At 28.9% G+C, this 19,551-nt stretch carries 20 protein-coding genes and 1 other annotated feature; of the genes, 3 read left to right on the top strand and 17 right to left on the bottom strand.

Annotated elements, in window-relative coordinates; genetic code table 11:
• Positions 1 to 12: 12 nt before the first annotated feature.
• From C7N44_RS00450 to C7N44_RS00420, 7 genes are all read right to left on the bottom strand, one after another.
• On the bottom strand, positions 13 to 393 hold the full coding sequence (locus C7N44_RS00450) for a rhodanese-like domain-containing protein (protein WP_225362913.1): 381 nt from the start codon (positions 391 to 393) through the stop codon (positions 13 to 15).
• Between the two features lie 25 nt (positions 394 to 418).
• Complete coding sequence (locus C7N44_RS00445) at positions 419 to 1,387, bottom strand: ROK family glucokinase (protein WP_105955956.1); 969 nt, start codon at positions 1,385 to 1,387, stop codon at positions 419 to 421.
• Between the two features lie 13 nt (positions 1,388 to 1,400).
• Positions 1,401 to 1,616 carry a YqgQ family protein gene (locus C7N44_RS00440; RefSeq protein WP_105955955.1) on the bottom strand — a complete coding sequence of 72 codons (216 nt, stop codon included), beginning with the start codon at positions 1,614 to 1,616 and terminating at the stop codon, positions 1,401 to 1,403.
• A 26-nt stretch (positions 1,617 to 1,642) separates the two neighbouring features.
• On the bottom strand, positions 1,643 to 2,350 hold the full coding sequence (locus C7N44_RS00435) for a rhomboid family intramembrane serine protease (RefSeq protein WP_225362912.1): 708 nt from the start codon (positions 2,348 to 2,350) through the stop codon (positions 1,643 to 1,645).
• Positions 2,319 to 2,846 (bottom strand): 5-formyltetrahydrofolate cyclo-ligase, encoded by a 528-nt coding sequence (locus tag C7N44_RS00430; RefSeq protein WP_105955954.1) that lies wholly within the window; start codon positions 2,844 to 2,846, stop codon positions 2,319 to 2,321. The genes C7N44_RS00435 and C7N44_RS00430 overlap by 32 nt, the downstream gene beginning before the upstream one ends.
• 53 nt (positions 2,847 to 2,899) lie before the next feature.
• Entirely contained in the window at positions 2,900 to 3,049 is a 150-nt protein-coding gene (gene rpmG / locus C7N44_RS00425; protein ID WP_034530852.1) for a 50S ribosomal protein L33, read from the bottom strand.
• Between the two features lie 142 nt (positions 3,050 to 3,191).
• Entirely contained in the window at positions 3,192 to 5,231 is a 2,040-nt protein-coding gene (locus tag C7N44_RS00420; protein WP_191983088.1) for a peptidoglycan D,D-transpeptidase FtsI family protein, read from the bottom strand.
• Between the two features lie 89 nt (positions 5,232 to 5,320).
• Here C7N44_RS00420 and C7N44_RS00415 point away from each other — a divergent pair, with 89 nt between their 5' ends.
• Positions 5,321 to 7,921 carry a YfhO family protein gene (locus tag C7N44_RS00415; protein ID WP_105955953.1) on the top strand — a complete coding sequence of 867 codons (2,601 nt, stop codon included), beginning with the start codon at positions 5,321 to 5,323 and terminating at the stop codon, positions 7,919 to 7,921.
• A 41-nt stretch (positions 7,922 to 7,962) separates the two neighbouring features.
• On the opposite strand, the gene greA is transcribed toward C7N44_RS00415, so the two are convergent.
• The 8 genes from greA to C7N44_RS00375 all read right to left on the bottom strand — a co-directional run bounded on the left by greA (position 7,963) and on the right by C7N44_RS00375 (position 15,701).
• The gene (greA, locus tag C7N44_RS00410; protein ID WP_105955952.1) at positions 7,963 to 8,439 is read right to left on the bottom strand and encodes a transcription elongation factor GreA; all 477 of its coding nucleotides are present in this window, start codon (positions 8,437 to 8,439) and stop codon (positions 7,963 to 7,965) included.
• 17 nt (positions 8,440 to 8,456) lie between these two features.
• Complete coding sequence (udk, locus tag C7N44_RS00405) at positions 8,457 to 9,131, bottom strand: uridine kinase (protein ID WP_105955951.1); 675 nt, start codon at positions 9,129 to 9,131, stop codon at positions 8,457 to 8,459.
• Positions 9,132 to 9,152: 21 nt separating this feature from the next.
• The gene (gene mltG / locus C7N44_RS00400) at positions 9,153 to 10,277 is read right to left on the bottom strand and encodes an endolytic transglycosylase MltG (RefSeq protein ID WP_157945000.1); all 1,125 of its coding nucleotides are present in this window, start codon (positions 10,275 to 10,277) and stop codon (positions 9,153 to 9,155) included.
• Positions 10,278 to 10,300: 23 nt separating this feature from the next.
• A complete protein-coding gene (pheT, locus tag C7N44_RS00395; RefSeq protein WP_105955949.1) occupies positions 10,301 to 12,712 on the bottom strand; it encodes a phenylalanine--tRNA ligase subunit beta in 2,412 nt (803 codons plus the stop codon).
• Positions 12,713 to 12,724: 12 nt separating this feature from the next.
• The gene (gene pheS / locus C7N44_RS00390) at positions 12,725 to 13,765 is read right to left on the bottom strand and encodes a phenylalanine--tRNA ligase subunit alpha (RefSeq protein ID WP_105955948.1); all 1,041 of its coding nucleotides are present in this window, start codon (positions 13,763 to 13,765) and stop codon (positions 12,725 to 12,727) included.
• A gap of 36 nt (positions 13,766 to 13,801) precedes the next feature.
• Positions 13,802 to 14,019: a binding site (T-box leader), on the bottom strand.
• A gap of 42 nt (positions 14,020 to 14,061) precedes the next feature.
• On the bottom strand, positions 14,062 to 14,403 hold the full coding sequence (locus C7N44_RS00385; protein WP_167387273.1) for a winged helix-turn-helix transcriptional regulator: 342 nt from the start codon (positions 14,401 to 14,403) through the stop codon (positions 14,062 to 14,064).
• Between the two features lie 12 nt (positions 14,404 to 14,415).
• Positions 14,416 to 14,907 (bottom strand): HD domain-containing protein, encoded by a 492-nt coding sequence (locus C7N44_RS00380; protein ID WP_105955946.1) that lies wholly within the window; start codon positions 14,905 to 14,907, stop codon positions 14,416 to 14,418.
• A gap of 23 nt (positions 14,908 to 14,930) precedes the next feature.
• Entirely contained in the window at positions 14,931 to 15,701 is a 771-nt protein-coding gene (locus C7N44_RS00375; protein WP_105955945.1) for a TrmH family RNA methyltransferase, read from the bottom strand.
• Between the two features lie 96 nt (positions 15,702 to 15,797).
• On the opposite strand from C7N44_RS00375, the gene C7N44_RS00370 reads away from it, so the two are divergent.
• Both C7N44_RS00370 and yidC read left to right on the top strand, forming a co-directional pair.
• Entirely contained in the window at positions 15,798 to 16,067 is a 270-nt protein-coding gene (locus C7N44_RS00370; protein WP_157944999.1) for an acylphosphatase, read from the top strand.
• A 59-nt stretch (positions 16,068 to 16,126) separates the two neighbouring features.
• Positions 16,127 to 17,062, top strand: a complete 936-nt coding sequence (gene yidC, locus C7N44_RS00365; RefSeq protein WP_105955943.1) for a membrane protein insertase YidC — start codon at positions 16,127 to 16,129, stop codon at positions 17,060 to 17,062.
• A gap of 46 nt (positions 17,063 to 17,108) precedes the next feature.
• Here yidC and C7N44_RS00360 read toward each other — a convergent pair whose 3' ends face one another.
• Together C7N44_RS00360 and C7N44_RS00355 are read right to left on the bottom strand one after the other, a co-directional pair.
• On the bottom strand, positions 17,109 to 18,650 hold the full coding sequence (locus C7N44_RS00360; protein ID WP_105955942.1) for a HAMP domain-containing histidine kinase: 1,542 nt from the start codon (positions 18,648 to 18,650) through the stop codon (positions 17,109 to 17,111).
• A complete protein-coding gene (locus C7N44_RS00355; protein WP_105955941.1) occupies positions 18,647 to 19,333 on the bottom strand; it encodes a response regulator transcription factor in 687 nt (228 codons plus the stop codon). Before C7N44_RS00355 ends, C7N44_RS00360 begins: the two co-directional genes overlap by 4 nt.
• Positions 19,334 to 19,551: the final 218 nt, after the last annotated feature.

Below are 19,551 nucleotides of genomic sequence, written 5' to 3'. Positions count from 1 at the left end.
AATAGGTTTATTTTATTTCTTAGTCTTACCATTCCAATTACGATAACCACTTTTTAGAATATAAAGTTTTTTATAACCTTTTTTATTTAATAAAATAGCGGCTCGCATACTAATAGTCATTCCTTGATCGTATAGATACACAGGCAAATCCGGTCTAATATTTCTGTAAAAAGTTTTAAGCGTTGAATATGGCATACTTCTTGCACCTAAAACATGTCCAGCATCAAAATCTCTTGTCTCTCTAAGATCAATTATCTGTCCACGATGACTACCCTTTTGAAATTCATCTTCACTAACTATTTTAGCAGCATTTTTTGCTCTTAACCTAGTTGAAAGATTAATAGCAAAAAACACTACAATAATTAATAAAGCTATCATAAGTGGAGCAATCATTATGCTTCCCCCTAATTAAATTATTTTAGTTTTTAGCGTTTCTTAAAGCTAATGATCCAGCACCAATTACTCCAGCATCGTTACCTAATTGAGCTAAACGAATTTTGGTAGAATCACGTACTGGTCTAAATGCATTTTCTTGGAAATATTTAGTGGTTGGTTGTAATAATGTATTACCCGCATTTGATACACCACCACCAATAACAATATTACCTGGATTTAATGTATTACCAACATTGGCCAATGCTAAACCTAAGAAGTAACATACACGATCTACAACTTGATTTGCAAAAATATCACCATTATCAGCTAAGAAGAAAACAATCTTAGAAGTAATTTCTTCCCCATTAACAATCATTTCTTTAAGTCTAGAGTTACCGGTAAATTCGGTTGATAAACTTTTAGCAACATTAACAACTCCAGTAGCAGATGCATATTGTTCTAAACAACCTCGTTTACCACAAGTACACATAAATCCTCCTGGTTCAACAGTAATATGACCAATTTCGCCAGCACCACCATTAACTCCGTGTGCTAGTTCTCCATTGATGATAACACCACCACCAACACCAGTTCCTAAGGTAACAAATACAACGTCAGAATCTTTGCTACCAGCACCTTGCCAATATTCACCAAGAGAAGCAACATTAGCATCATTATCTACTGAGAAAGGAAGTCCTAATGCTTGTTCAATTTGATCTTTAATATTTTGAGTAGTCTTCCAATTTAAGTTATAGGCACCAACAACGGTTCCATTTGCAAGATCTACTGAACCTGGAGTTCCCATACCAATTCCTACAAAGTCATCGATTTTATGATCAGAGTTTTCCATTTTTTGAGTAATAGATTTAATAATATTGGGAACAATTTTACTTCCGTTAGCGCTTACATCTGTAGTAATAGCCCACTTATCTAAAATTTCACCGCTATCAGTTAAAAAAGCCAACTTTGTAGTAGTTCCTCCTAAATCAATTCCAATCAACTTACGTACCATTTGTAGATTCCTCCTAAATATTGTTGTTCTTAGTTTTATTCTCTTCGATTCTATGTTCATGTTTTAAGACTAATTTAGCTTGTATAAATTCTTCTTTAGTTATTACTTTTGATTCATGTAAATGGTCCAATTCTAATGCCATTACTTCAATATCCCATAGTCTTTTACCTACATAAACATAGATACCAAATCTTTTTAATAATTGCTGCACATCATACAACGTATTCATTGTCCCACATCCTAAAAAAAAATGCACTAATTATTTGACATATATCCAGTCTTTAGACAAAAAATTAATATTATTATTAATATTATAAAAGATAATGCTTTTTTGGATTTATTAATTTTAGAATTGGGAACACCTATAAAGTATGGTATAAAGAATCCACCGATTAAGCCTCCTAAATGACCAGCCAAATCAATTCCTGGACTAAATAAATCAAAAGCAATATTTATAACTATTAATAATAAAAAACTTTGTGACATTTGTCTAACTGCAAAGTTATCATGAAAAGTTTCACCTAACATTAAAAATACACCAAATAATCCAAAGATAGCAGTACTTGCACCAGCACTTGAATTACTAGAAAATGCAAAACTTACAATATTACCTATTATACCTGAAAACATAAAAATAGTTAAAAATCTTATATGACCAAATATTTTTTCAATTTGAATACCAATATAATACAAACTAATGCAATTCATAATTATGTGTAAGGGACTAAGATGAATAAAGATTGGCGTAATAAACCTCCACCATTCACCACCGTATAAAATAAACGGTTTATACATAGAACCATTAATAATGATTAATTTACTAGTATTAGTTAAAATACCAAACAGGTAAACAAAAGCCAAGATAATTAATATAAGTTCAGTAAAAAAAGGTCTTTCATCAATACTTTTATAAGCATTTGAATTCTTCATTTCAATATATAATTGTTTTAACTTTCTGATCAAAATCATCTACTTTCCAAATTGGTTGACGATATATCTGTTCAGGAAATCCTATAGAAATAGTAGCACCATCATAGTCTTTTAAAATTCGATCATAGAAACCTCCACCAAATCCTAATCGATCTCCGGTTTCAATTGAAAAAGCTATTCCTGGAACAATAATTAATCCTATACTATTTATAGAAACACCTTCTCCATCAACAGGTTCATATATACCAAAAGCACTTTTTGTAAAAACAGTATTCTCATTACATTCAATGAGTATCATAACATTTTTAGAAATGACTTTAGGAATAAAAATATTCTTATGCTCTTTCAACGCTCTTTTTATAATTGGTTTTGTATTAAATTCAAATGGTAAACTCATAGTTACAGCTATAGAATTACTATTTTTCCATTCAGATGTACTAAATAATCTATCATATATTTGCTTTAAATTATTATGATTATTATTTTTTAATTTATTAATAATCGATTCTCTAATATCAGATTTAATCATTTATATAATACCTCAAGATATAAAAAAAGGATTGGGCCTTTAAACCCGAATCCTTATTTTGTTTCACGATGTAATGTAACTTTTCTTTCACGTGGACAATATTTCTTTAATTCCAAACGGTCAGGATTGTTACGACGGCTCTTAGTAGATAGGTAATTACGTTCGTGACATTCTGTACATTCTAGTGTAATGTGTACTCTCATTAGTGTTACACCTCCAAATTTACTTTATTTATAATTTATAGATATAAACAACTGTCAACTTTTAATATATTATCATTTTTTTAACGATTTGACCAGAGTTTATATAAATATTGTTAAGGAAAATTACTTAACAGTTATACTTTTATTCTAAACCTTTATCTGATTGGACATATTTCCAATAAGCAGCATATATTTGTTTAGCTAAATTAATATTATTACTTTCCGCATCATCTGGCAAATTAGGAATAGCCAATGCAACTACAACTTGTGGATCTTTTGATGGAGCAAAGGAACCTAAGCTTAAAGTAACTGTACTTTGTTTATCATAAAAAGTTTGAGCTGTACCAGTTTTAGCAGAAACTTCTGGTTTCAATTGATTTAAGGTAATTCCTGTTCTATATTGACTAGTCCCATGAACAACCTTATAAAAACCATCTGTAACAACTTTTCTTTGTGCTGGAGTCATATCTACCTTGTTTAAAATGTCAGGAGTAACTGAATATTTTACTCTGCCTAATTTACCATCTTTATTAGAAGCTCTAATATTTTGTACCACATGTGGTTTTATTCGATATCCACCATTAGCGATAGTAGAAATATATTGGGCAACTTGCATTGTTGTATAACCATCATAGTTACCATAAGATAAATCCAGTGCTTTCCCAATATTAGAAAATCCACCAGGGCCTTGTATACCCTTAGTTTCACCTGGTAAATCAATTCCTGTCTTTACTCCTAATCCAAATTGATTAAAGTAACCTCTTTCAATATCAAAGACATTAGGATTCATAGTCAATGGTGCTCCAGAAAAGTAATGGAAGTTAGCTTCTTTCATAGCTAACTGCATCATATAGGAGTTAGATGAAACTTCAAGTGCAGTTGAAGCATCAACCGGTAAATTAGCTGTACCATTATGGTTAAACCATGAACTTTTCTTAATTCCACCAGTCAAAATAGGCTTATCTGTTAATGTTGAGTTAGTTGGAGTAATCACATTATCCATCAATGCGCCTGAAACTGTTGCACCCTTAACTACAGAACCCATTGTAATAGCACTATTAATTGTACCTAGCGTATTAGGAGTTAATTTACCAGTTTTAGGGTTTCTATTAACCCCTCCTAATCCTATGATTGATCCATTTTGAGGATTCATAACAACAGCATATGCACCAGTTGAATTACCTGACATTTGGGCATTTTCTACTATTGATTGAAGTTTCTTTTCAAATTGAGAATTAATCGTTAATTGAAGATTATCTCCTTTTTGTCCACCATATTGTTGAACAGCTTTGTCTAAACTACCACTTTTAATCAAAGTTTGAGATTTTGAGCCTCTTAATGCTGGTTCGTATTTTTGTTCTAAGTAACTTTGGCCAACGCTATCATTTCTTGAATAACCTTCAGATAACAAAGTATTAATACGATCAACGGGTAATCCAGTTTTTTCAGAGGAAACTGTTCCTACAACACTTTGAATAGCATTCCCATTAGGATATTCTCTGGTCCAACTGTTACCAATTTGAATACCTGGCATATCTGTTAGGTGTTCTCCAACCTCAGATAACTCTTTATTTGTAACTCCTGTAGTTTTAATGTAAGTGGTGGACAGTTGATATGCTCCACTCATTTTTTGAAAAATAGTAGCTGCATTTTTGTAATCTTTAATAGTATTGTACATTTTATCAGCTTGTACTTTATCAAGGGCTGCATTGTATTGAGTATCTGGAGTTGAATTAGCAGGTAACTTCAACTGACTTTCAACTGATTTTAAATTATCAATGCTAGCTAAATAATATTCTGATGCCTGTCTAGAAGTTAAGGCACTTGAATCAACATGCAAATATTTACTTAATTTATTTGCAATGTTATAAAGATCATTACTCTTAACTCCTAGTTCTTTGGTATATTGAATGGCTTGATGAGCTTTGTTACCAACTAAAACTCTTCCGGATGAATCATAAATCATCCCTCTTTGCACATTCCCATATTTAATAGAGTTATCAGATCTATTAACCTCTGCTTTATATTGATTTCCATTAACAACTTGTAAATATGCTAACTGAATCACCAAAATAATAAATAAAGCTCCTACGATAAACAAAATAATATTTAATCGGAAAGGAACTCTCGAATTTATATTTCTATTTTGATGATGAAATATTTTTTTAAGAAAACTATTCAAGGTTCTCAAAGCTCCTTACTATAAAATTTTTAATGTCTTTAAATGTTATTATATAATATATATATAAATAAACATAGTTAGTGAAAGGAATGATAAAAATCAAGCGTATGACAAAGCTTGCAAAACACAACTTCCCGTTAATCTTAAGTTTTTTTACTCCATTTATCATTATGGCATGTTATTTTGCTTATCGCAATATGTTTCCTTTTGGTAATGGAAGCATTTTAACAGTAGATTTAGGACAACAATATGTGGATTTTTTTGCATTTTACAGAAGAACCATTCTTAATTTAAATATACATAACTTTTTTTACTCATTTTCTAATGGATACGGCGGCGAAATGATTGGAATTTGGTCATATTATTTAATGAGTCCTCTAAACTTGATAATTGCAATTTTACCAAAGGGTTTTATGAATGGCAGTCTACTATTAATAACTTTATTAAAATATGGACTATCAGGACTAAGTTTTGGTTATATGCTAAATAAAAAAGGCTTCAAGAAAAATTTAGTAATGACAGCATTTGCAACTGCTTATTCATTAAATGGATGGATTATTGCAAATCAGTTAAATATAATTTGGCTAGATGCAATGATATTATTACCAATTATTATTTTAGGAATAGACAATATAATTAATAACGATAAATATAAATTGTATATATTATCACTGTCAATTATGATAATCGTTAATTACTATATGGCATATATGATTTGCATTTTCTCATTACTATATTTTATTACAAATTATGTTGTCTATTATAAAAGTAAAATAAAAAGTAAATACAAAATTATAATAAAATATATTGGAGCTAGTTTAACAGCACTCTTACTTTCAGCATGGATCATAATTCCAAATATAATAGAACTCAGAAATGGTAAAGCATCGTATACTAATAATATAATTAATTGGAGATTAGAATACAATCCCATAAATATGGTATCAAAATTAATGAATGGAGCATTTAACTTTGAACAAATGCCAAGTGGGTATCCTAATATTTTTGTAGGTAGCCTTGTGTTAATATCAGTTTTAACTTTCTTCTTTAATCATAGAATTAAATTAAAAGTCAGATTATTATATTTATCTCTTACTTTTATACTTCTAGTATCTATGTGTTTTGAACCATTAGATTTAATTTGGCACGCATTTCAATTTCCTATTTGGTATCCATATCGTTTTTCATTTATTTTTTGCTTTTTAATTACCTATTTAGGTGTCATTGGATTTAATAACTTACCTAATAAAATTGATAACAAAATAACAATAAAGATATCAATCATTGTAATAATTATGTTATTAATTGTCGGAATAAGGATAAATAGTTTTACGTTTTTATCATCAACTAAATATGTTATTTCAGTTTTAATAATAGCTGTAATGTTTGTAATAGTAATTTCTTCAAAAATAAATAATCCTAAGTGGTATATAATTAGTATTTTCATAATTACTTGTTGCGATATGGGAATTAATGCTTTTAATTCTTTAAATAGCATATCGTATGTAAATAACAGTGATTATATTTCTTATAATAAAGTTTTAAATGAAAACATAAATAAAATTAAGCGAAATGATAAAACATTCTATAGAATTAATAAGAACTTTTACAGAACTCAAGATGATCCAATGGAATTAGGATTTAGTGGTGGTTCTATATTCTCATCAACTATGAATAAAAATAACGCAAACTTTAATTCAAAGATTGGTAACCCTTACAATACTGGCTCTATAAATTATTCTAATGGGACTTTAGTTACAGATTCATTATTGAGATTTAAATATTTTTTGTCATTTAATAATAATTATAAAAAATACCCAATGATTCAAAAATCAGAAAATAGATATGACATATTAGACAATAGAAAAAAAGGTAAATCTTTCGATATAAAAAAGAACAATCTTGTATTACCTTTAATTTTCAGCACCAATAAGGACGTGAAAAATACAATAAAAACAACAAATCCAATTGAATACCAAAATGAAGTAGTAAAACAGATATCATCATCAAATAAAAATATATTTAATGCAGACAATAATTACAAGGTCAATTTTAATAATGTTTATAATACATCTTCCTTAAATCAAGCTATTTTAAAAAAAATAGATCCTTTAAAAAATGCATCAATAGAAATAAAGTATCATTATAGTAATGGACATATTCCCTATATAGTATTACCAAATAATTTAGGACCTAATATTTGCTCTGTATTTGTTGATGGAGAAAAAATAATATCACCTAAGAATTTTCAAAATTCATTGGTATATAGTTTACCCAAAAAGAATGGGAACATAGACATTAAATTCAAAAAACAAAGTATCTTTACAAGCAATTTTGGCATATACAATCTAAATTACAGAAAATTTAAACATGATATTTCAAAAATAAAGAATCAAAATATAAAATTTAATAATCAAAATATAATATCTACAAACATTAATTTAAAGAGAAGAAAAAACTTATTAACATCAATTCCATATTCAGATGGATGGCATGTAAAAATTGATAATAAAGAATATAATAAGTCAACCTGGTTAAGAGAATTTATAAGCATTAAAAACATAAAGAAAGGCAAACACCATGTTGAGTTATATTATTATCCAAAGGGACTTAATTTAGGTATAATAATTACCTTTTTAACAATAGCTTTCTTTTTTATTAAAACTATTGTTCATAAAAAAAGAAAATAAAAAGGATTAGGCCAATGACCTAATCCTTTTTATCTTAAGAATTATTTAACTTCAATAATTTTAACTTGCATATCACCAGCAGGAATTTCAATGGTAACTTCTTCATTAGTCTTATGACCTAATAATCCCTTAGCAATTGGTGAATCATTAGAAATTTTACCAGACATTGGATCAGCTTCGGCAGCACCAACAATTTGATATGTTTCAGGATCTTCATCTGGTAGCTCTTTAAAAGTAACTGTTTTACCAACATTTACAAGATCTTTATCAACATCTTCATTATCAACAACTTGGGAATATTGCAACATATGCTCTACAGTAGTAATTCTACTTTCTAGCATGCTTTGTTCATTCTTAGCTGATTCATATTCAGAATTTTCAGATAAGTCACCATAACTTCTAGCAATTTTAATTCTTTCAATAATTTTTGGTCTTTGATTTAATCTTAAATCTTCCAATTCATCTTCAAGTTTCTTTTTGCCTTCAAGAGTCATTGGGTATGTTTTATCTTCCGCCATACTAAATCTCCTTTAAATTAAATTGTTGTATCTATATTATTTAATACTTTATTATTACCATGCTTTAATAAAATTGATTGAATCTTTGTAGTTAATAAATCAATAGCAACTTGATTTTTACCACCTTCTGGAACAATTATATCAGCATAGCGTTTACTTGGTTCTACAAATTGATTATACATTGGTCTAACAGTTTCTAAATATTGTTGAACCACTTCATCCAATGTACGTCCTCTTTCTTTTGTATCACGTTGAATTCTTCTCAAAATACGTATGTCATCATCAGTATCAACAAAGACTTTAATATCCATTAAATCTCTTAATCGCTTATCATCTAAAATCAAAATTCCTTCAAGGATAATAACATCCCTAGGTTCTTGAGTAATAGTTTTATCACTACGATTTAGTTTTGTATAGTCATACACTGGCTTCTCAATGGATTCATAATTCAATAATTTGTGTATATCATCTATTAGCAAATCAGTATCAAATGCTAATGGGTGATCATAATTAGTTTCTTCTCTTTCAGCCCAGGTCTTATGAGACTGATCTTTATAGTAAGAATCTTGTTGAAGTATCATTATTGAATGCCCTAATAGTTGATTAAAAATTGCACGACTTACAGTAGTTTTTCCACTACCAGAACCGCCAGTTACTCCAATAACAACAGGACGTTTTTTGTTTTCTACCATAGTAATCTCTCCAAATCCATTTTATCTCATATAATTATTGTTTTTAACCACTGAACTAGTGTTCACCAAATTACTAGAAAATACAACTTTATTTTTTTTAGAATCAATATAAAAATGTAAATAATTTTTATTCATATTTTTAGGATTCAAAACTGCTTTAACAGAACTTACACTTGGATTACTAATAGGTCCAGGTCCATATCCAGTATGTTTAAATAAATTATAAGGAGATTTAATCTTATAATCTTTTTTATCAATTTTTTGATTAAAACTTTTCCCACTAGCATACAAAATAGAAGACTTCATTTCAAGTGGTAATCCATTATTTAGACGGTTTAATAATACTCCAGCAATTTGTTGCCTATCACTCTCACTATATCTTTCCAACTCAACCATTGAAGCTAAACTTAATACTTGTTGCACTGAAAAACCTTTTTTAGCTATTTTTCTATAATAAGGCTTTAGTTCATTATTAGTTTTATCCAGCATCTGCCCTATTAAATCTTTTAGAGAAACATCATTTTGAGAATTATAAGTAGCTGGATAAAGATATCCTTCTAATTTATATTTTGTATTTTTAGAGTTAAATGATGATTTAAGCATTTCTGGATACTTATTTTTGATCTGCGATAAATAATTTTTATCATTCATCAATCTCATAAATTCTAAACTGGAATATTTACTATTACTATTAATATTTTTAGCTATTTGATTTACATTATCGCCTTCTCTGATAAGAAAGCGACCGTAATTACCTTGTAAAGGTTGAGCTGAACCACCTTTTTCTAATTTTTTGGCAATTAAATTTAAGCTCATAGATGGTGAAAATTCATAATAACCTGCTTTTAAATTAGAATAATGATGACTATTAACAAAATAATCAAAAACCATCCCACTTTTGACAATATTTTTATCTTGTAAAATAGATCCAATTTTCTTATCAGAAGCACCCATTGGAATATTAATCTGTACTACACTTTTGTCACGAGAGTTAAGTGGTTGCAATGATCTATTCAAATACTGATGACCTAAGAAAAATATGAAACATCCTAATATTATCAAAATTCCAATAATAGTAAAACTAATTTTTCTTCCTAAGTTCTTATGCTTCTTGGGAGAATCATTGGATTTTAATTTATTAGCCAATTTTATTCCTCCATATTTTTAAATTAACGAACTTCAATCTCAAATTCTTTTTCAAGATTTCTTTGAATTTTATCCATTGCCTTATTTACATCATCATCGACTAAAGTGTCTCGTTTATTTTGGAATACTAAATTATAAGCCATTGACTTTTTACCACTTGGAACATGTTTACCATTATATACATCAAATAGATTTACATCTTTTAAGAAAGCTCCACCACGTTTATTAATAACCTTCAAAATATCATCATTAGTAATATTATAATCAATCAAAATTGCAATATCTCTAGAAATGGAAGGATATTTAGAAATAGCTTCATAACTTTGATCAGTCTTAGGAAGATCATTTAATAATTGTAAGTTTAAATCAAATACATAAGTAGTATCGATTTTAAATTTCTTAGAAATATTAGGATGAACTTCACCAATAAACCCAATATAATGTCCATGAATCATAATATTAGCAGTTCTACCAGGATGCATTTCTGGATAAGATGAGTCTGCAATATATTCCACTTGCTTAGAAAAACCAATTGTTTCTAAATATTTATCAACAATCCCTTTAATTTGATAGAAATCAACTTCTTTTTCCTTTTCATTCCAAGTATCACGTAACAATGAACCAGTAATTGCTCCAGAGATATGTTCTATTTCTGAAGGTCTAACTTCATCTTTGCTTTCTTTATAAAATACTCGTCCTTGTTCATACAAGGCAACATCATGAACATTTCTAGCTTTATTATATGCAATATCGTCTAATAATCCAGTAACTAAATTCATTCTTAAAGTTTCATGATCATTAGTCATAGGATAACTTAAATTTGTTTCAAATGATTTTTGCATCATAAACATCTTAGCTTTGTCTTGGCTAGTTAAAGCATAAGAAATAGCATGAGTTAATCCTAGACCCTCTAATATACTTCTACTATTACGAATTAATTGTTGTTTTGGTTGTAATTTCCCAGTTGTCATTGTAGTTGTTGGTAATGTTGAAGGAAGATTATCATATCCATATATTCTAGCAACTTCTTCAATTAAATCAGCATCAATATGAATGTCCCAACGACGCGTTGGGACAGTAACTTCAAAATTATCACTATCAGTTTCAGTGCCAAAGCCTAGTCTTTCGAATATATCTTTTACTTGTTCATTTGAAAGATTTGTTCCTAAAACATGGTTTATTTTGGCTAAAGTAATATTTACTACAACTGGTTTAGCATTAAATTCACTACCATTTAAAGTATCATCACATACTTCACCATTAGCCAATTCATAACTCATTTGACAAGCATTTTCCATAACTTCATCTAATCCACCGCGATTAATGCCGCGTTCAAATCTTTGTGAAGCTTCAGTGTGAATGACATGTTTGCGAGCCATCTTTCTGACTTTAATCGGATCAAAAACTGCACATTCAAATAATACATTTTTCGTATCACTAGTAATTGAAGTATCCATTCCACCAATAACACCAGCTAATGCAACTGGGCGGTCATCAGCAACTACAATATCATTTTCATCTAAGTCAACTTCATCTTCAGCTAAAGTAGTAATTTTTTCACCTTTTTTAGCATTTCTAACAGAAATATTATTGCCATGTAATTTATCTAAATCATATGCATGCATAGGTTGTCCAAATTTAAGCATTAAATAATTAGTAATATCAATAATATTATTGATTGGCTTGATGCCAGCATTCCATAAACGAATTTGTAACCATAATGGACTTGGCTTGATTTCAACATTGTTAACAATACGATTTTTATATGTTAAAGCAATTTCATCATCAATATCACTGGTTATTTGACTTGCAGTCTTTTTACCAGAAGTTTTTTGAACTTTAACATTGTCAAAATTAGCTGGCTTATTATAAATAGCTGATAAATCATGTATGGTACCATATATACTTAACATGTCACCACGATTAGGTGTAACATCCAAATCTATTAATTCATCATCCATCCCAATATATTTATAAACATCATCACCCACTTCGGCATCTTCAGGTAAAAAGTAAATTCCATCCGCCCATTCTTTAGGGACAACATCTTTTGGATATCCAATTTCATCCAATGCACATAACATTCCATTTGATTGAATACCACGCATCTTAGACTTCTTAATTTTAATATTGTCTGCAATACGAGCACCTGATAGTGCAACAATTACCTTCTTGTCTTTTGCAACATTGGGCGCACCACAAACAATTTGAATTGGTTCATCTTCCCCTACATCAACTTGACAAATGTGTAAATGATCAGAATCAGGATGGTCTTCTAATTGCAAAATTTGTCCGACAATGATTTTTTTAAGTCCTTCGCTAGGTTTAATAACTGAATCAACTTCCACAGAAGAACGTTCAATTTTTTCAGCTAATTCATCAACCGGAATATCTAAATCAATATATTCCTTAAGCCATTTATAAGATACTCGCATATAAAATTCTCCTTAATTAAATTGTGATAGGAAACGTACATCATTTAAATAGAAATCACGGATATCATCAACACCGTATTTCAACATTGCGAAACGATCTGGGCCTAAACCAAATGCAAAGCCACCATAAGATTCAGCATCAACACCAGCCATTTTTAGGACATTAGGATGAACCATCCCAGCTCCTAACACTTCAATCCATCCAGTATGTTTACATACTTCACAACCCTTACCATTACATTTAAAACATGTAACATCAGCTTCAACTGATGGTTCAGTAAATGGGAAATAACTAGGTCTTAGTCTAATATCATATTTATCACCAAACAATTGATGTAATAGGTATTCTAAAGTTCCCTTTAAATCTGCCATTGTAACATGCTTATCAATTACAATTCCCTCAACTTGATGGAATTGATGAGAATGAGTAGGATCATCAGTATCACGACGATAAACCACTCCAGGAGAAATCATTTTTAAAGGTCCCTTAGAAAAATCGTGTTTTTCTAAAGTTCTTGCTTGCATTGGAGATGTTTGCGTTCTCATCAAAATATCCTTAGTAATATAGAAAGTATCTTGCATATCTCTAGCGGGATGATTCTTAGGTAAGTTCATCATCTCAAAGTTATACTTATCTTCTTCAACTTCTGGACCACTTAACACTTCGTAGCCCATTCCCATAAACATATCAGAGATCTCATCAATAATCGATTGAATAACATGTGGATGTCCTTTAGCCACAGAATCACCTGGAAGTGTAACATCAATCTTTTCTGATGCTAATTTTTTATTCAAAGCAATAGTTTCTAACTCTTCTTGTTTTTTATCTAAAGCCGTTTGAATATCATCACGAATTTTATTAGAATAACTACCCACTTTTGGACGTTCTTCAACTGGTAAGTCTTTGATTCCTCTTAATGCCTTAGTAATAAGGCCTTTTTTACCCAATAAATGAACTTTTATTTCATCGTTCATTTTCTTAACATCAGTTGCATTTGCAATGTTTTTTAGACCATCATCACGTAATTTGGTCAAATCGTCTTTTAGACTCATAAGTTTCTCCCTTCATACATAAAAAAGCTCCATCCCATAAGGGACGAAGCTTCGCGGTACCACCCTAGTTTATGAAATTGACAAAATAATTTCACACACTCAATTTTCATAACGGCAATTAACCGGATAATTTTTGTTAATAATAACTCCCAATATCAGCTCAGAAAATGAATTCAACTAACCTATTGATTGATCTCAGTATAAACAATCTTCCTGTTAATATTAGCCTACTAATTTTTCTTCATCACTCTTATTTAAAATAATAATGCAATTTAAATCTCTGGTCAAGATGAGTTTTACAAATTATACCATTTATCTGACCATTTATGAATTTCTATCATAATGGGTTCTAATTCTTTACCTCTTTTTGTTAATGCATATTGAATTAAAGAAGAATTTTCAAAAGTATTTCTAGATATAATATTATCTTCCTCTAATTCTCTAAGTCTTTCAACCAAAACACGATCACTACATTTATCAATGGTTTTAGCAATCGTTTTAAATCTTTGTGGTCCATTAACTAATAGTGTCTCTATAATTAATCCATTCCATTTTTTTCCTAAAATTGAAAAGGTTTTTTCAAATTTTGGACATAAATTACAATCAAGTTCTGATTGAAATTTTTCTTTTGATTCCAATATTATTACTCCTTATAAACTCTTAGTACTAAATATTTGCTTAATATTTCTATATTTAGGTGCAAAATATTCCCTAATAGCATCATAATCATCAACTAAAGAAACAATAACACTTTCCGCATACTTAGGCTTACTTAATGTAAGTCCCCACATATGCTTAATAATGATATCCTTTTCTTTAGCATTCAGTTTAGTTATTTTTTCCGCATTACGTAAAGCAATTCTTGGATGCATATATGCATGTGAACCTAGGTTAAATTTATCGGTTCTCCAATTATAATAAAATAAATCATGTAACAATCCAGCTCTAGCAGTCGACTTAGCATCTAAATTAAAACTTTTTGCAATTTGATAGCTTTCATAAGAAACATCAATACAATGTTTCAATCTAGTAGACGAATGATGTTGAGTATAATTAGATAACTCTTTTACCATTGACGAATCTAATAAGTCAGAAACATAGGACATATAAACTTTATCGTTTTTCCATGATTTTGTATGCATGCAAAGTATCTCCTTAATTAAAATTATTTTTTTAAATGAAACATTAAAATTCCAGATGCAATTGCAACATTTAATGATTCTGCATTTCCTTTAATAGGAATATATAAGTTTTTATCAGTTATTTTTAGTAATTCATTTTGCATTCCATTTCCTTCATTTCCCATAATTAATGCAAAATTATCAGTAGGAGCAACGCTACTATAAGTGACAGCATTTTCATTTAACTCACTACCATATACCGGATAATTTTTATTTTTTAGTATATCTATCCAATATTGTAAATTACCTTCAATTATTTTTAAATGAAATTGACTCCCTTGCATAGCTCTTAAAACTTTAGGATTGAATTGATTAGAAGTACCATTACCAAAAATAACCCCATTCATCCCAGCAGCATCTGCAGTTCTAACCATCGTTCCAATATTACCCGGATCTTGTATATTATCCAGCAATAACCAAGCTCCATTTAAATTATCTTTATTAATAATATCCTTATTAGGAATATCTACAACTGCAAAAATACCCTGAGGAGTGATAGTTGAGCCTAAATGTTTAGCAATTTCATCATTAATTTCTATTAATTCACCAATATAGTTAACAAGTTCATTTTTATGAATATCAAATTGCTTTTTTGTTGTTAATATTACTTTTACATTTTGATTGGCATTTAATGCTTCATTTACTAAATGCCAGCTTTCAAGAATGTAAGCAGATTGCTTTTCTCTGCCCTTTTTACTACTTAATTTTTTCCAAGTTTTTATTCTGTCATTTTTAACAGAAGTTATTTTATCCATAGTAAGGACTAACCCCTTTTAATATACTAACTTATTCATATTATTTTATCACAATATTATAATAATATATAAATGATTGCAAAAAAGGAGATAAAAATGAAAAGAACTATTAAATTTATAATAAAAGGTAAAGTTCAAGGTGTGGGGTTTAGATGGTCAACAAAAAATTGGGCAGAGAAAAATAATATAAAAGGATATGTTCAAAACTTATCAGATGGGTCTGTAAAAATTATTGCTAACATTACAGATATAAAAGAATTCATAAAAGAAATAAATTCCTTAAATAATCCCTTTATTAGAATAAAAAAAATAAATTATACTTTATTAAATTATAGAGAATATAAAACTTTTTCAATTAAGATTTAATTTAGTAACATTTTTCTGGTATTATTAGTAAATGAAAAAAATAAGAAAGGTTTTTATAAATGAAGAATTTGAAGAAATATAGTGTTCTGTCATTTGTTGGTCTTGCAGCTTTAACATTGACTGGTTGTGTCAGACAAGATAGTTCTGGTAAGCCATACGGACTAACATATGAATATTTGGCCTTGCCTGCGCAACATATTTTAGATTTCATGGCAAAATTTGTTGGCGGATATGGATGGGCAATTATTCTCCTAACAATAATCGTTAGAATGATTTTATTACCTGCAATGATTAGTCAGATGAAAAAGTCTACCATGATGCAAGAAAAAATGAGCTTTGTTAGGCCACAAATGAAAAAAATCCAAGAACGTCAAAGAAATGCTAAAACTAAAGAAGAGCAGATGCAAATTCAACAAGAAATGATGCAACTGTACAGAAATAATAATATTAGCATGACAGGAGGCATTGGATGTTTACCATTGTTAATTCAGATGCCAATTTATATTGCATTATATAATGGTATTCGTTTTTCACCAGAAGTATCACATACAATGTTTTTAGGTATTAAATTAGGAGATAAAAGCTTAATATTAGTTGCACTTTCATTCATCGCTTATATTATTCAAGGATATCTAATGACATTAGGTCTACCAGAAGATCAAAAGAAACAAATGAAAATGATGTCCTATATCACTCCTGTTATGATTGCTTTAGTTACTTTTAGTGCTCCTGCAGGATTGGGATTTTACTTCTTCGTAAGTGGTATATTTGCATGTATTCAAACTTTAATAATTAATTTATATCGTCCAAAAATTAAAAAAGAAGTTGCCGCACAAGCTAAAGAGCAAGCTAATCAAGAGAAACAAGAAATTCATGATATTACCGAAGAAGAATCCACATCAGTAAAAGATACTTCTAAAGAAACAAAAATTGACAATAAAAAAGAAGATAATTTGAGAAGAAGAAATTCTGGAAAACAAAATAATAAACATTAATAAAAAAGGACCATCACTAATTACATTAGTGATGGTCCTTTTTTTACTATTCTTTTTTATCATCCAGATTTTTAATATGTTCAATTTTTTCTTTACTTAATAAAGGAAACGAAATTGTAAATATTGAACCATATCCAGCAGAACTTTCCACTGAAATTTTACCGTGATAAACTTCAACCAACCTTTTAGCAATAGATAATCCTAATCCATTACCTCCTTGATTACGACTCCTAGCTTTATCTACACGATAAAATCGATTAAAAATTTTATTAACACTATCTTGACTAATGCCTTCTCCAAAATCTTGAACTGCAATGTCAACATAGCGATATTTTCTAGATAATGAAATATGAATTTCCTTGCGATTATTCGAGTACTTTACCGCATTATCCAACAAAATAATAAGAATTTGTTCCAGGTGATTACGATAAATTTGAATAATAGTTTCTTTATCAATATCATCATCTAAATTAAAAATATAGTCTGGATGAATCATCTTAAAATCATTAAACTCTTGATGAACAATATCCTGAACATCAGTTAATTTATTGTTATAATTAATTTCAACTTGTTCAGCTCTAGATAAGTCCAACATTTCTTGAACTAAACTCTTCATACGATTAATTTCATCAATTGAAGACTTAATAGATTCATCTAAGATTTCAGGATCATCTTTCCCCCATCTAGATAGCATTTTTAAATGGCCTTGAATAACAGCCACTGGAGTTCTCAATTCGTGAGAAACATCCTCAACAAATTGTTGTTGTTGATCAATATAGCGTTGCATGGTATCCAGCATGTCATTAAAAATGTTCCCTAAGTCTGTTAACTCATCGTTTTGGTTGAGTCTAGGTACTCTAACATCTGTTTCTGGTGAGTCGTTCACACTGCTTATTGTATCAGAAATCATTTTAATAGGTCTCAACATATATGCAGCTAGTATATATGACAATAATGATGCAAAAAATACTCCTAGTAAAAGTATTACAATTAATATTATTACTAGTTTTTTAGTATAAACATGATAATCGGTTAAATTATTAATAACTCTTAAATAACCAATTTTTTTACCTGTTCTTTTAGAATAAATTGGTGATTCTTCAATTAATGAATAACTATTATTATACTTAGAATTATTATTAGTTCTAGTATTTATATGACCAATTTTCATAAATTTTCTTTCAGTCTGTCTAGAAAAAAAGATAGGATTAGCATCTTTATCAAAAACGTTAACTATTATATCATCTCTAGAAATACTACTAAATAGAGAATTAGAATGAACACCATCTTCACTCTTAGACTCATTAATATTTTCGTTTCGAGGACTGAGTATACTTATAACTTCTTTTTCTGAAAGATTATTATTAAAACCAGTAAGTTTACCAGACAATGCACTTAAGGTTTCACTAGTATGAATTGATTCTTGATTTAATAAGACATCAGAGAATCGATTATAGATTAAGAAAGAAAAAATAGATAAAATCAAAAAAATTATGATGGCAGAACCAATGGACCATTTCCATTTAAGGGATATCCATTTATTTTTATCATTGACGTTATCAACTTTATCTTCTTTTTTTACAATCATGATCTCATCACATACCCAGTACCTCTAACAGTTTGAATATAGCTCTTTTGATCACTACGATCAATCTTGTTTCTTAAGTATCTAACATATACATCAACTACATTAGTTTCAGCATTAGAATCATATCCCCAAACTTGATTTAGTAATACATCTCTAGCTAAAACCACATTCACATTTTCCATTAATGTTAATAGAAGTTCATATTCACGTTTAGTCAAATCTATTATATCATCGCCACGTTTTACAATACGACTTTCCTTTTCAACAGTAATATCTTTAAAATGAACTACTTTTTGATTTTCAGTTTTTTCATCGCCTTCAATATTAATACGACGTAATAAAGCACGAACGCGAGCTAATAATTCTTCAATAGCAAATGGTTTTACAATATAATCATCTGCACCATGATCAAATCCAGAAACTCTATCAATAACTGAATCCCTGGCAGTCATAATAATAATTGGAGTATTTTTCTTTTCTCTTAACCTTCTAGCTACTTCCATTCCATTCAATTTAGGTAACATTAGATCAAGCAATATAATATCAAAATCTTCATTAATGGCATCATCTAATCCATCTCTACCATTAACTGCTACCTTGGTTTCATAACCTTCATGTTTAAGCTCTAGTTCAACAAATCTAGATAAACTTTTTTCATCTTCTACTATTAAGATTCGACTCATACGAGTACACCCCTAAATACTTTCTAAAATTTCTAATATACTAATATATTTTATCACAATAAAATATCTAATAGTAGATACTAAAAAACAAACTTTAACTTAATTAATCAAAATATCTTATAATATAAATGAACATTTATATTATAAAAATAAATTCTTGTTGATTATAATAATAAAATTCTTTATAATTTCTAATGTTTAAAAATAATGAATAGAGG

This window comes from Apilactobacillus quenuiae, assembly GCF_002994005.1.
GTDB classification, from domain to species: domain Bacteria; phylum Bacillota; class Bacilli; order Lactobacillales; family Lactobacillaceae; genus Apilactobacillus; species Apilactobacillus quenuiae.
The sequence above is the reverse complement of the archived record's forward strand: the minus strand, read 5'-3'. Positions and strand labels throughout refer to the sequence as shown.